Consider the following 14,667-nt stretch of genomic DNA (forward strand, 5'->3'; position numbering starts at 1 on the left):
ACGGCTTTCAGTAATGAGAGCCGTTTTTTGTTTTTCGCATCAAGGAATATTCATTTGTCATATGTTTCAAAATTTAAAATACTATTTTTGTTCAAATAAAAATCCATTTTGAAAGACATCCTATACAAGAACACCAAAATCTCTTATTCCGATACCGGAAAAGGAACTGCAATTGTATTGCTTCACGGTTTTCTGGAAAACAAAACCATGTGGCAGGATTTTATTCCTGAATTAAGTCTTAAAAACCGAATTATCACAATCGATTTATTAGGACATGGCGAAACGGAATGTTTGGGTTATGTGCATTCTATGGAAGATAATGCCGATGTAGTTCATGAAGTTTTATCTAGTTTACGCATCCGAAAAGCCATTTTAGTAGGGCATTCGATGGGCGGTTATGTGGCTTTGGCTTTCGCCGAATTATTTCCCGAAAGCATTAAAGGATTAGTGCTGCTAAACTCCACTTCAAGAGCAGACAGCGATGAACGAAAAGCAAATCGCGACAGAGCTATTGTAGCGGTAAAACAAAATTACGCCAGTTTCATCCGCATGTCTATTGCCAATTTATTCAGCGAAGACAATCGCGAAAAACTAATCGACGAAATTGAAAAAGTAAAAACAGAGGCGCTTAAAACACCTTTACAAGGCATAGTTGCTTCGCTTGAAGGAATGAAAATAAGAAAAGACCGCGAAGTGCTCTTGCATCTTACACCATATCCTAAACTATTGATTCTTGGCGAAAAAGATCCTGTTTTAAATCTCGTTGAAACAAAAGAACAAATAGAGAACACAACCGTTCAATTGGTAACATTTCCAGACGGCCACATGAGTACAATAGAAAACAAAAAAGAATTATTAAAGGTGCTTTCCCGTTTTTTTAAAAATATTTAAATTATACTTTTTCTTTAAACGGAATAGTTTCATCTAAAATTTCATTCAGCAGCAAGATCATTTGCACCAGATAATTATCTAAAATTTCTGTGTTGATAACTGTATTTTCGTTTTTCTCTTCTTTAAAATTAAAAGGCAAAAAACCACCTCTTAAGTTTTTGAAAGAGATAATTCCAGCTTCAATTGGCTTATTATTTGCTTCTTTTTCGAACATATAGGCATACGCCAAAACCTGAATAATTTTATCGTTTTTTATATCTTCCGTCAAGCCTTTCCATGATTTTAACGTAACACCTGCCTTTTCTACCTTACCCGTTTTATAATCAATAATTCGAATAATTCCGTTGCGCTCTTCAATTCTGTCCACATTTCCTTTTATCAATACCGGAAATGGCAGACTGGGATGATTTAAAATACGCTCAAATGTTTGTTCCAAAGCCAGAATTTTAATAGCATCCCCATTTTTGATACTTTCCAATTCTACTTTTAGAAAATTAGAAACATTGCGTTTGGCCACTTCAAACGCTAATAAATTTCGACCTTTTTTGATTTCGCCTTCTTTGTAAACCAATTTAAATTGCTTCAGAACCTCGTCATCAATTTTTTTGAAACCGTTTAAGATATCATTTTCCGAAATAAATTTTCCAATGAATGGTTCATACAAAACTTTCAATGTTTCGTGAATAATGGTCCCTAAAGTATTCAACGCAATATTTTCCTCCACTTCTTCTACTTCTCGGATGCGTAGAATCTTTTGGAAATAAAACTGAATCGGATTCCGAATATAACTGGTCAAGGCTGATGGAGAAAAACCGTTTTCGGCAATTTCTTTTAAACGCAACAGCACCGCTTCCGATTTTGGAATTACCATCGGCTGATATGCCGTTTCAGGTAAAACTGCATTATAAATCTCATGTGTCAAGGTATGGTTTGGTTGCTTTTCGACTTCCAATTGCGTTATGAAACGACTTTTTTCACCTGCATCCAATCCTTCACTTTCGGTATTATACAACAAATAAATGTTTTTGGCGCGTTGCAATAAATGATAAAAATGATAGGTATAAATGGCATCTTTTTCTTTGAATGTTGGCAAACCCAATTCTTTTTTTACATCATAAGGAATAAAGGAATTCTGCGATTTACCCGCTGGAAATTTCCCTTCATTCATCGATGTCACAATCACAGTTTCGAAATCTAAAACACGACTTTCAAGAACTCCCATAATTTGCAGACCATTCAAAGGTTCTCCTTCAAAAGACACTTCGGCTAAATCTATTACTTGCTTATAAATAGCATAAAGCGTTTCAATTTTGTCGATATGTTCATGCTTCGAATAGTAATTTATAAGTTTATTAATGACTTTGAAAATAGCAAAAACAAATGCTTTGGTAATTTTTTCTTCTTCGTTATCGTTACTTAAATTTGACTTAATGGTTTGCAACAATTCAGAAATAGTTTGTAATACCGGAATTGACCCCTTTTCCCATTTTTGGAAGAGTAACAGAAATAATTTACTGGAGTTTTCACTCAACTCTAACAATTTATTATGTGCGATAAAAGTATAATTGTTTTGATTAATGATTTTTACTAAATTATTTGTCAATGCATATGGCTCAACTAATGGATGAGTCAATACATCTAGAACATCTTTATAATAAAAAACGTAACTGCTGTTTTTTCTTGACAATGCATTGGTGTGCATTTTAAATAATTTGGCTATCAAAATCTGTGCTGGATTGTTCTTTCCTGAATATCCCATGGTAATATTCAACGCACCTACAGTTGCCGGAAGTGCATACAAAAGCGGAACCAGTAAATTCTCTTCTCCAAGCACTACAGCTACTTTATCTAATGTTGCAGTTGGGTCGTCAAGAATAATTTTTTCAATAATACTACCCGTAATTTTGGCTTGACCAATAGTTTTTGGTGTTCCAATAACTTGAATATTTTTAGTTTTTGAAAAATCATCCACAATCCATTCAAAAGGATTGGATTTATAATGTTTCCAACTGGATTTAAAACGTCTTACAAACAATCCTGCGTCATGATAAGGATCGTTCAAAAATGTTTGATCAACATCCCAATAAATCTTAGCTTGGTCTGATGCGATTAATTGCTGAACTATTTTTTCTTCGGCAGCATTTAATGCATTAAAACCCGCGAATATAAATTGTTGTTTTTGAAGAGCACTCGAAAAATGATTCAAATTGTTTACAGCTTCGCGATATATTAAACCTTGATAACCGATTCCTTTTTTTAATAGATGAGCATAAAGTGACTGGTAATAATTAGGTAATAATTTCCAAAAATCAATGTAGTTTTCGAGTAATTGGGTTTTATTTTCGACTTCTATTCCCCATTTTTTTATGTCTTCAATATCTTTTAAATAAGAAAGAACATAAGACGGATCTAACAAATACCTATCAATTTCATTAAAATCTTGCAAAAGCGTTTTGGCCCAATTAGCAAAAAGTTCAAATGTTTGTTGCTTTGATTTTTCGGTTACTGATAAATAAACCTCATAGAATTCAAATAATAATTCAATTGGATCAACTGTACGAACAGCGGCTATATCCTGAATAAAATCTTGTATGCTAATAATCTTTGGAGAAAGAATATTGTTTGAGACTTGTTTTTTAAGTGCTTCTATCAAGAACACTTTAGCTCGTTTATTAGGCAGCACTACTATCGTTTCGGATAGTTTGTCTGAATAATTTTGGATTAAAACTGTTGCTATTTTGTCTAAAAAAGAAGTATTTGTCATTTTATAAAAATAAAAAAAACGCCTCGATAAATCGAGGCGTTTTCAATAAATATTTAAAGGAAATTATTTTTGTAATTTCACTTCAGTTCTTCTATTTTGAGCTTTTCCTTTAGCCGTTTTGTTAGTTGCTACTGGAGCAGACTCACCAAAACCTACAGCGTTTAAGTTACTCTCTTTAATACCTCTTTCGATTAAAGCGTTTTTCACAACACTTGCTCTAGCCTCAGAAAGTTTTTGATTGAAAGCATCTGAACCATCGCTATCAGTGTGTCCTTCAATACTGAATTTAGCATTTGGATAATTTTTAAGGATATCAGACATTGCATCTAATCTTGCAGGAATATCTCCAGTTTTGAAAGTAGATTTTCCTGAGTTGAAATAAACCGCTCTTGCTTGAATTTTAAGATTGTCTAAAGCTTCAGTAGTTACTTCTGGACATCCTTTGTTGCTAGCAGGACCAGCTACAGTAGGACATTCGTCATCTTTATCAACTACTCCATCTCCGTCAGTGTCTGGCCAAGGACATCCAGCGTTTTCTTTAGGACCAGCTACAGTAGGACATTTATCATCTTTATCAGCAACTCCATCTCCATCAGTATCAGGACAACCGTTTAATGATTTAGGACCTGCAACTTCTGGACAAGCATCATCTTTATCAGCAATACCATCTCCGTCAGTATCAGGACATCCATTCAAAGCAGCTAAACCAGCAACTTCTGGACAAGCATCACTTGCATCAACGATTCCGTCTCCATCAGTATCAGGACATCCGTTGAATTGTTTCAATCCAGCAACTTCTGGACAAGCATCTTCTTTGTCATAAATTCCATCACCATCTGTATCTTTTCCTCCAAATTTGAAGATAAGACCAGCTGTGTGTTGAAAATGAGATGGTGCATCTGGAGTAGTGTTATTTCCAACAGTTCTATCACCAAATGATTTTTTGTATCTAGTAGCAAATTCTAATCCGATACCTTCAGTTAACCACAAAGTCAAACCTGCTCCTGGATTAACTGTTCCGTAACTACTATCTCCAAAGAAAGTATAACCTCCACCAACAGATAAAGATGGATCAATCACTTTAGATTTAATCAAGCTCATGAAACTGTATTTAACAGTAGCATCAATACCATAATACATCAAATCACCAGGATTTGTTACGATATATCCACGAGAATCATGACCAGTTGCAGTTGGATCAAAAGTTACAAATTTTGTAATTTTATTTACAGATCCAGAAATTCCAAAAGAGAAATTATCACCAACATATTTAGATACGCTAAGATAAGATACAGAAGGAAGAATATTCCAGTTGTCTTTTACAGCAAATGGTTGAGAAAAATGACGATCTAGCCAATTATTTCCTCCACCGGCACTAGTTTTAGTGTCAACGGCATTAACTCCAAATGAGATAGCCCATGGATTGTTACTGTCTTGTGCATGAGAAGTTAAACCCATCACCATCATCACAGCAACTAAAAGTTTGTTAAGATGTTTCATACTTAATTTTTTTAATTACGATTTAGTTAATTGTAGACAAAAGTAGTGCGTAATTTTTTAAATACAAAATCAAACGTTGAAAAAAACCTACAAAACACAGTAAAAGTGGGAATTACACAACTTTTAATGCCTGTCCAACTTCAGCGAAGGCTTTAATTGCCTTGTCTAAGTGCTCTTTTGTGTGTGCCGCTGACAATTGTACTCTAATTCTTGCTTTACCCTTTGGAACTACCGGAAAAAAGAAACCAATCACATAAATTCCTTTTTTCAAAAGCTCATCTGCCATAGTTTGAGACAATTTTGCATCATATAACATAACTGGAACAATTGCCGAATCTCCATCAATGATATCAAAACCGGCTTTTTTCATCCCTGCTTTGAAATAATCAGTATTCCACTCCAATTTATCTCTTAAAACCGTATCTCTTTCTAATATTTCAAAAACTTTTATGGATGCTCCAACTATTGCAGGCGCTAAAGAATTAGAAAATAAATAAGGTCTGGAACGTTGACGCAATATTTCAATAATTTCTTTTTTAGCTGTTGTATAACCGCCCATGGCTCCGCCAAGTGCTTTCCCTAGTGTACCGGTAATAATGTCAACTCTTCCCATTACCCCTTTTGCTTCAAGCGTCCCTTTTCCGGTTGCACCAATAAATCCGGCAGCATGACATTCATCTACCATAACCATCGCATCATATTTATCGGCCAAATCACAAATTTTATCCAAAGGAGCCACAACACCATCCATAGAGAAAACACCATCTGTGACAATTAATTTGAAACGAGTTCCAGCTTCAGTAGCTTTGATTAATTGTTGTTCCAAATCTTCCATATTGCTATTTTCATAACGATAACGAGCCGCCTTACACAAACGAACACCATCTATAATAGAAGCATGATTCAAACTATCTGAAATTATTGCATCGTTTTCTCCTAATAAAGGTTCGAAAACTCCACCATTAGCATCAAAAGCTGCAGCGTAAAGAATGGTATCTTCGGTACCATAAAATTCAGAAATTTTTCTTTCCAATGTTTTGTGAATATCCTGAGTTCCGCATATAAAACGCACCGATGACATTCCGAAACCATGTGTATCCAATGCATCTTTAGCAGCCTGAATCACTTCCGGATGCGATGATAATCCCAAATAATTATTGGCACAAAAATTCAAAACCGTTTCTCCATTAACTGTAATTTCTGCACCCTGCGGCGAAGTAATAATTCTTTCTTTTTTGAAAATTCCATTATCAGTAATGGTCTGCAATTCGGACTGTAAGTATTCTTTAATTTTTCCGTACATAACTTAATTTCTTAGATTTAAAATTTCACAACAAACACCTGAAAGCGAATTTTTTTACAAATTTACTACAACGATTTCTTTCCCTACATACACCAATGCCTTTTTAACTACTTTGTAGCCCATTTTCTCAATAGCATCCCGATAATCCTCCAATTGCTGCTGATATTTAACATTATGTGTTCCTGTTTTATAATCCAATAACAATACTTCTTTGTTTTTCGTTAAAACCATTCGGTCTGGTTTTACTGTTTTTCCCTCTTTTTGAATGATTGTTTGCTCATTCAACACTTCATTTCCTTCGGCAAAACAAATTTCTAATTCACTGTGATTGACAATTTCCCGAATCGTATTGAAAACTGTTTCTTTTTGGCCAAAAGTTATCAATCCGTTTTCAATAGACTTTGTAATTGCAATATCAACATCGTTTTTAGTTTTTACAAAAGATAAAATTTCGTGAATGAGATTTCCGTACTCAATCGCTTCCTGCTGTAATGTTCCCCACATTAATGCTTCTCGTTGCGCAATTTTTATATTCTTTGGATTCAGAATTTCCGTTACCAAAGGAATCGTTTTTGAAGTATCGACGTGTTCTTTACCAGCAGACAATTTCATCGAATTACCAAATTCATATTCCAATTTATTTTCATCGAATTCGCTTTTGTTATCCAAATAATTAATGAAAAACGAACACATATTATTCTTTGGCAATTCCCCTTTACTGGATAAATTCATGTTTGAAATAACATATAACTGTTCTTCTGCTCTTGTCAAAGCCACATACAAAACATTGATGTTATCCAATAATTCTTCCTGCTTTTTTTGATTGTAAACCTCAGCAGCTTCTTCTCCAAATCCTTCAACCGCACTGCTGTTGTCAATCAATACTTTTGGCAAACCAAAATCCTGTTCTTCCGCATTCAACCATAATTTATCTTTTGGTTTTCTGGTATAATCTTCCTCCGCAAAAGGAAAAATAACAACCGGGAATTCTAATCCTTTCGATTTATGAATCGTCATAATCCGAACCGCATTTGTCCCTTCCGGAGATGGAATACTAAATTTCTCCGCATTTTTATCCCAGAAATTCAAGAAATCTGAAATTCCTGCTTGGTTGCGAATATCTCGTTCCAGAACAATGTCCAGAAAATATTGAACGTAAGCATTACTAACTTTTGGGTTCAGGAACTTTGTTATTATAGTCTCCACAGCTTCATACAATGATTTTTTTCGAATGTTTTGAAACGAAAGCGAAACATCGAAACTCATTAACCACTCTTCAAAATCAGTTTCCTGAAATAAGGCCATTCCTTGAGCGATAAAATCATGAATCGGTAATTTATCCTGACTGTTTTGCGCTAAATATTGAAGAAAATTTGCTTTGGATTCCAAATCAGAATTGTTTTTCAAATATTTCAATAAATGAATAATCAATCGAACTTCGGTTGCATTTTGAATCATCAAAGTTTCCGATGACAAAAGCGGAATTCCTTGTTCTGTCAAATAATTCGCAATCGCAATTCCTTGACTTCGTTTTCGAGTCAGAATCACAATGTCTTTGTATTCAAACCCTTCTTTTAAAGTTTTTTGAATCGTATTTAAGGTTGCCAAAACATACAAATCGGTTTTATCCAACGTTTCTTCGTCATCCTCCGAAGTTTCTACTTTTGGAATGAAAGAAATATTTACATAGCCACCTGTTTTATCATTCGTTTTTTGATGACTGTGATTTTCATACAAATCTTTATAATCCAAATGTTCAAATTCATTCGAAATCAATTTAAAAAAATCATTATTAAATTCGATTATCTGCGAATAAGAGCGGTAATTTTTATCTAAATGTTCAAGTCTTTTATCCGGACTGTTGAACGGATTTTGGTCCTTACTTAATTCAATAAATTGTTCCGCTTTTCCGCCACGCCATCTGTAAATGGATTGTTTTGGATCGCCCACAATCATCAAAGTTCCTTTTACACCAAAATCATCCTGACCCGAAAGTGCATTGTCAATCAGCGGAATCAGGTTCTGCCATTGCATTTCGGAAGTATCCTGAAATTCATCAATAAAAAAATGACGGTAGCGCTCACCTAATCGTTCGTATATAAAAGGAGCGGGCTGATTTTGAATTTCCCGATGAATAATAGCATTGAATTCCGATATGGAAAGTACATTTTGTTCTTCCTGAATCTTGGCTAATTCATTACTAACCGTATTCAGCAATGACAAAGGCGTAATATTTTTCAGGAACGCTTTATAGAAATTTATCTTTTCGAAAGCAGTGTAAACTTTAGTCAGAATTTGCAAAAATTCAGGAATAAGGTTTTCAATAATCGCTCGATCTTTTGCTGTTTTATTGATTGCAATATCATCAAACTCATGAAACATTTTATTCTTAGGATTGAATTTCCCTTGCTGAATACTATTAATATGATTTGGAAAAGTGCCTCTGGAAAAGGATTTTACATCAATTCCGTTTTTATCAATTAATGATAACGCTTCTTCAGCAAAAACAATAGTTTGCTTTTCTAAGTCTTTACAGGCTTCGGAAAGTTTGGTTTTGATTTCGACAAACTCAGCGATAGATTTATCTTGAAAATGCGTGATTTCATTTCTATTATTTTCATTTAAAACCAAACGTCCAGTTTCAAGAATTTCACGAGAAATATCCCAAGATTTGTCATCATCGGTTTTTTCCATCGTGAAATCGATGAGCAACTTTGTCAATGTTTCATCTTCTCCGGCTTGGGCAATGATAGCATCAACCGCTTCTATCAATAAATTTTCAGTATCCAAAGTGACTTCAAAAGTCATGGGTAAATTCAAATCATGCGCAAAAGCCCGAATCACTTTATGTGTAAATTTATCAATGGTCGAAATATCAAAAGCGGCATAATTATGAATAATGTGCTTGATGATTTGCTGTGATTTAGTTTTGATTTGAATGATGGATAATTCCGTATCAATGGATAAATCCTGCATTAAATCCTGTGCTTTTGCACTTGGTTCGTCTTTGGCAAATTCGGATAAACTGCCTACGATTCGGGATTTCATTTCGTGTACCGCTTTGTTGGTAAACGTAATAGCGAGTATGTTGCGATAGGCATCATTTTTTGGCGCGACAAGAATAATTTTGAGGTATTCTTTGACAAGCGCATAGGTTTTTCCGGAGCCGGCCGATGCGTCATATATGGAGAATGAAGGTCTCCCCTCCCCAACCCTCCCCGAAGGAGAGGGAGCCGAAACTGGATTTATTTTATGTTCCAAATTGATGTTGTTTATACATTACGATTTCTGATTTAGAATTAGCGTTCTAATTTCCCAAATCCCCTAGCCCTGATGGTAGCGACATCCTTTCCTGCCGGTGTTCGGCAGGAAAGATATAGTGTACAGCAGGAAATAGCTCCTAAAAATACAAGTATTAATAGGTTACTTTTTAAAATTTGTTCCGAAACTTCGGGATAAAACTTAAAAGTAGTATTTTTGCAGCATGGAAACAAATAGACAGAAAAAAATAGGTGGGGTTATCCAAAAAGATTTGGTTGACATTCTGCAAGGTGAAGTGAGAAAAAACGGAGTGGCAAACTTAGTCATTTCGGTATCCAAGGTTACTGTGACTACAGATTTATCGGTTGCTACGGTGCATTTAAGCGTTTTCCCTCAGGATAAAGCCAAAGAAATTTTAGAGGCGGTGAAGTCCAACGCTAAAAACATAAAACATGATTTATCGCAACGTGTTCGTTTGCAATTGAGAAAAGTTCCCAATTTGGTTTTCTTTATAGACGACTCTTTAGATTACATTGAAAAAATTGACAATGCTTTAGCAAATAGAGATAATCCTATAGAAAACAGAGAGCTTTTGGACAAACGCAGATTTCAATAAAATTTGAATTTCCCCCTTTACATAGCCAAACGCTATATTATTAGCAACAGTAAAAATAATGCTATTAATATCATCAATCGCATTGCCAGCTTGGGAATTATTGTTGGTGCATTGGCTTTGTTTGTCGTTTTGTCCGTTTTTAGCGGATTGAAAGATTTTAGTCTTTCGTTTACCAATGATATCGATCCGGATTTGAAAGCGAGTTCGATTCTTGGGAAATCTTTTTTTATTTCTCCCACACAAGAAAGTCAAATTAAGAAAATTGACGGTATCGTTTCCTATTCTAAAATTATTGAGGAACGTGTTTTATTTACTTTTAATGACAAACAGGAAGTTACTTATTTGAAAGGTGTTGATACCAATTTTGTTCAAGTAAATGCTATCGAAAAAAAGCTTTTTAATGGACAATGGTTCAAAAGCGATACCTACCAAGTGGTGGTTGGTTATGGAATTGCCCAGAAATTCTCGATGGGATTATTTGATTTTAATAATCAGTTGGAAGTTTTGGTTCCAAAACCAGGAAAAGGCGCTATTGAAAATCCTGAACAGGCTTTTAATAAAACGGATGTAATTCCTGTTGGGATTTATGCTATTAGCGAAGATTTGGATTCGAAATATGTTTTTGCCGATTTAGGTTTAGCGCAAGAATTATTGGAATACAAAACCAATCAGGTTTCCGGAATTGAAATCAAAGTAAAAACTGGTGCCGATGAAAAAGCTATTATCAATCAACTTCAAACTATTTTCGACCATAAAATCACTGTAAAAAACAGGGCGCAACTCAATGAATCGCTCTATAAAATGTTGAATACCGAAAATATTGCCGTGTATTTAATCTTTACTTTGGTCATTGTTGTGGCGCTATTCAACTTGATTGGCGCGCTGATTATGATGATTTTGGACAAAAAAGGTAATCTAAAAACCCTTTTTAATCTTGGAACAGAAATCAAAGATTTGCGAAAAATATTCCTGCTTCAAGGCACTTTATTAAGTGTTTTTGGCGGAATTATAGGATTGGCTTTGGGAATTGTAATTGTATTATTGCAACAGCAATTTGAATTGATTATGATTACGCCAACACTCGCTTATCCTGTTGTTTTTTCTCTTGAAAATGTACTCCTAGTTATGGGAACAATTGTTACGCTAGGATTTGTTGCTTCCTTAATTGCAAGTAGTCGCGTAAGCAAGAAGTTGTTGGATTAATTTTTTTATTTCAGATTTAAAAAAAACTCAAATTCTACTACATAACCTCATATCCTACATATGCTTCTTCAATCTCATTCAAAGCGGCGAACAACTCTTCCGGACGATCCAGCGTTACTAATTTTTGTTTGTGGGTTTTAAAAGAATGGATTCCTTTGAAATAATTGGTGTAATGAGGACGTGTTTCAACAATTCCTAATCGTTCCCCTTTCCATTCCATTGCCCATGTGAGGTGATTTCTAACGGCTTCTACTCTGTCTACAACAGTAGGTTTCGGCAGATGCTCACCAGTTTTGAAGTAATGTTTAATTTCGTCAAAAATCCAAGGATAACCAATCGCGGCACGACCAATCATGATTCCGTCGATGCCATATTCGTTTTTGTATTGCAATGCTTTTTCTGGAGAATCAATATCTCCATTCCCGAAAATAGGCATCGTGATTCTAGGATTGTTTTTGACACGAGCAATATGCGACCAATCAGAATGACCTTTGTACATTTGGGCACGAGTTCTGGCGTGTATGCTCAAAGCAGCAACACCAATGTCTTGCAAACGCTCCGCAACCTCATCAATATTGATAGAATTATCATCCCAACCCAAACGGGTTTTTACCGTAACTGGCAAATGCGTGCTATCGATAACGGCTTGTGTTAAGCGAATCATTAAATCAACGTCTTTCAGTACCCCTGCTCCGGCGCCTTTGCAAACGACTTTCTTTACGGGGCAACCAAAGTTAATATCTATTAAATCAGGATTTACTGTAGAAACAATTTTTGAAGACATAGCCATAGCTTCTTCATCACCACCAAAAATCTGGATTCCTACGGGACGTTCGTAATCAAAAATATCTAATTTCATTCGGCTTTTAATGGCGTCACGAATTAATCCTTCGGAAGAAATAAATTCCGAGTACATCAAATCAGCACCATGTGATTTACACAACCTGCGAAAAGGCGGATCGCTTACATCTTCCATAGGTGCGAGAAGTAAAGGAAAATCAGGTAATTCTATGTTGCCAATCTTGACCATCTGCTTAATTTTTTGCAAAATTACACTTTTTAGACGAATGGAAGAAAGGCTAAAGAAGAAAGACTTCACATTAAAGCGATTAGTTTGCTAATTCTAGACTTTGAAACTGTTTATTTTAGCTTATATTTGCAGATTAAATCTCAATTATTGGGATTTGCGTTAGGGATGGAAGCGGCATCCTTTTGTGAAGCGAAGCGGAACAAAAGATATAGCGGACAGCCCGACCCGAAGGGAAACGCCCAAACATCGACATCCTGAAGTTTCGGGACAGTACGACATAAAATGATAGAAAACGAGAATGAAAAATATTAGAAATTTTTGCATTATTGCACACATTGACCACGGAAAAAGTACGCTTGCCGACCGACTTCTTGGTGCTACACAAACGGTAACCGCTCGTGAGGAGAAAGCGCAATTGCTTGACAACATGGACTTGGAACGCGAACGTGGGATTACAATTAAGAGTCACGCGATTCAAATGGAATACAAATATAAAGGGGAAGATTATATCTTGAACTTGATTGACACTCCGGGTCACGTGGATTTTTCTTATGAGGTTTCTCGCTCAATTGCTGCTTGCGAAGGTGCTCTTTTGATTGTAGATGCAGCACAAAGTATTCAGGCGCAGACTATTTCTAATTTATATTTGGCTCTTGAAAACGACTTGGAAATCATCCCTGTTTTGAATAAAGTAGATTTACCAAGTGCCAATCCTGAGGAAGTAAGTGACGATATTATTGATTTATTAGGTTGCAAACTAGAAGATATTATTCATGCGTCAGGTAAAACTGGTTTTGGTGTGGAGAATATTTTAGCAGCCATTATCGAAAAAATCCCTGCTCCAAAAGGAGTTAAAGACGAACCATTACAAGCCTTGATTTTTGATTCTCACTACAATCCGTTTCGTGGAATTGAAGTTATTTTCCGTGTAAAAAATGGAGAAATTAAAAAAGGCCAAAAAATAAAATTCATGGCTACCGGCAATGAATATTTTGCGGATGAAGTAGGAACTTTGAAATTGAATCAGGTCCCAAAGAATGTGATTTCGACTGGTGATGTTGGGTATTTGATTTCAGGAATTAAGGAAGCAAAAGAAGTAAAAGTAGGTGATACTATTACGGATGCGAAAACGCCTACCACCAATATGATTACTGGATTTGAAGATGTAAAACCAATGGTTTTTGCTGGAATTTATCCTGTAGACACAGAAGATTATGAAGATTTACGTTCTTCTATGGAAAAATTGCAATTAAATGACGCTTCATTAGTATTTGTTCCAGAAAGTTCAGCTGCTTTAGGTTTTGGTTTCCGTTGCGGATTCTTAGGAATGTTGCATATGGAAATTATCCAAGAACGATTAGAGCGTGAGTTTGATATGACTGTAATTACTACAGTTCCTAACGTTTCGTATTTGGCATACACCAAAAAAAATCCTGATACTTCTTTTGTAGTTAACAACCCATCTGATTTGCCTGAACCTTCCCGTTTAGACAGAGTTGAAGAACCTTATATAAAAGCAACAATTATTACCAAATCGGATTTTGTTGGGAATGTAATGAGTTTGTGTATTGAAAAACGTGGATTAATCACGAATCAAACGTATTTGACAACGGAACGTGTTGAGTTGAATTTTGATATGCCTTTGGCTGAAATTGTATTCGATTTTTACGATCGATTGAAAACGGTTTCTAAAGGATATGCTTCATTTGATTATTCTCCAATTGGAATGCGAACGTCAAAATTAGTGCGTTTGGATGTTTTGCTAAATGGACAAACCGTTGATGCCCTTTCTGCCTTGATTCACGAAGATAATGCGTATAATATTGGTAAGAAAATGACCGAAAAACTACGCGAATTGATTCCAAGACAACAATTTGATATTCCTATTCAAGCTGCAATTGGTGCTAAGATTATTGCTCGTGAAACTATAAAAGCCTTGCGTAAAGACGTTACTGCCAAATGTTATGGTGGAGATATTTCTCGTAAACGTAAATTATTGGAAAAACAGAAAAAAGGTAAAAAACGTATGCGTCAAGTAGGAAACGTAGAAATTCCTCAAGAAGCATTTATGGCGGTGTTGAAATTGAACGATTAATTTT

At 35.2% G+C, this 14,667-nt stretch carries 9 protein-coding genes; 4 read left to right on the plus strand and 5 right to left on the minus strand.

From position 1 onward, the window contains the following. The first annotated feature begins 108 nt into the window (after window positions 1-108). Window positions 109-891, plus strand: coding sequence for an alpha/beta fold hydrolase (locus O6P34_RS03555; protein ID WP_269685952.1), 783 nt, complete (start codon window positions 109-111; stop codon window positions 889-891). A 1-nt stretch (window position 892) separates the two neighbouring features. Here O6P34_RS03555 and O6P34_RS03560 read toward each other — a convergent pair whose 3' ends face one another. The 4 genes from O6P34_RS03560 to O6P34_RS03575 all read right to left on the minus strand — a co-directional run bounded on the left by O6P34_RS03560 (window position 893) and on the right by O6P34_RS03575 (window position 9,707). Further along, complete coding sequence (locus tag O6P34_RS03560) at window positions 893-3,655, minus strand: PD-(D/E)XK nuclease family protein (RefSeq protein WP_269685953.1); 2,763 nt, start codon at window positions 3,653-3,655, stop codon at window positions 893-895. Between the two features lie 63 nt (window positions 3,656-3,718). Next, window positions 3,719-5,155: an OmpA family protein gene (locus O6P34_RS03565; protein ID WP_269685954.1), complete on the minus strand. Its 1,437-nt coding sequence runs from the start codon at window positions 5,153-5,155 to the stop codon at window positions 3,719-3,721. Window positions 5,156-5,267: 112 nt separating this feature from the next. Then, window positions 5,268-6,458 carry a glycine C-acetyltransferase gene (gene kbl, locus O6P34_RS03570; protein WP_269685955.1) on the minus strand — a complete coding sequence of 397 codons (1,191 nt, stop codon included), beginning with the start codon at window positions 6,456-6,458 and terminating at the stop codon, window positions 5,268-5,270. A 54-nt stretch (window positions 6,459-6,512) separates the two neighbouring features. Beyond that, the gene (locus tag O6P34_RS03575) at window positions 6,513-9,707 is read right to left on the minus strand and encodes a UvrD-helicase domain-containing protein (RefSeq protein ID WP_269686723.1); all 3,195 of its coding nucleotides are present in this window, start codon (window positions 9,705-9,707) and stop codon (window positions 6,513-6,515) included. Between the two features lie 235 nt (window positions 9,708-9,942). On the opposite strand from O6P34_RS03575, the gene rbfA reads away from it, so the two are divergent. Then, a complete protein-coding gene (gene rbfA, locus O6P34_RS03580; protein ID WP_269685956.1) occupies window positions 9,943-10,335 on the plus strand; it encodes a 30S ribosome-binding factor RbfA in 393 nt (130 codons plus the stop codon). 3 nt (window positions 10,336-10,338) lie between these two features. After that, complete coding sequence (locus tag O6P34_RS03585) at window positions 10,339-11,538, plus strand: ABC transporter permease (RefSeq protein ID WP_269685957.1); 1,200 nt, start codon at window positions 10,339-10,341, stop codon at window positions 11,536-11,538. 37 nt (window positions 11,539-11,575) lie between these two features. Here O6P34_RS03585 and dusB read toward each other — a convergent pair whose 3' ends face one another. After that, entirely contained in the window at window positions 11,576-12,568 is a 993-nt protein-coding gene (dusB, locus tag O6P34_RS03590; protein WP_269685958.1) for a tRNA dihydrouridine synthase DusB, read from the minus strand. Between the two features lie 298 nt (window positions 12,569-12,866). On the opposite strand from dusB, the gene lepA reads away from it, so the two are divergent. After that, window positions 12,867-14,663 (plus strand): translation elongation factor 4, encoded by a 1,797-nt coding sequence (gene lepA / locus O6P34_RS03595; protein ID WP_269685959.1) that lies wholly within the window; start codon window positions 12,867-12,869, stop codon window positions 14,661-14,663. Window positions 14,664-14,667: the final 4 nt, after the last annotated feature.

The organism is Flavobacterium lacustre (genome assembly GCF_027474525.2).
In the GTDB taxonomy this organism is placed as follows: domain Bacteria; phylum Bacteroidota; class Bacteroidia; order Flavobacteriales; family Flavobacteriaceae; genus Flavobacterium; species Flavobacterium lacustre.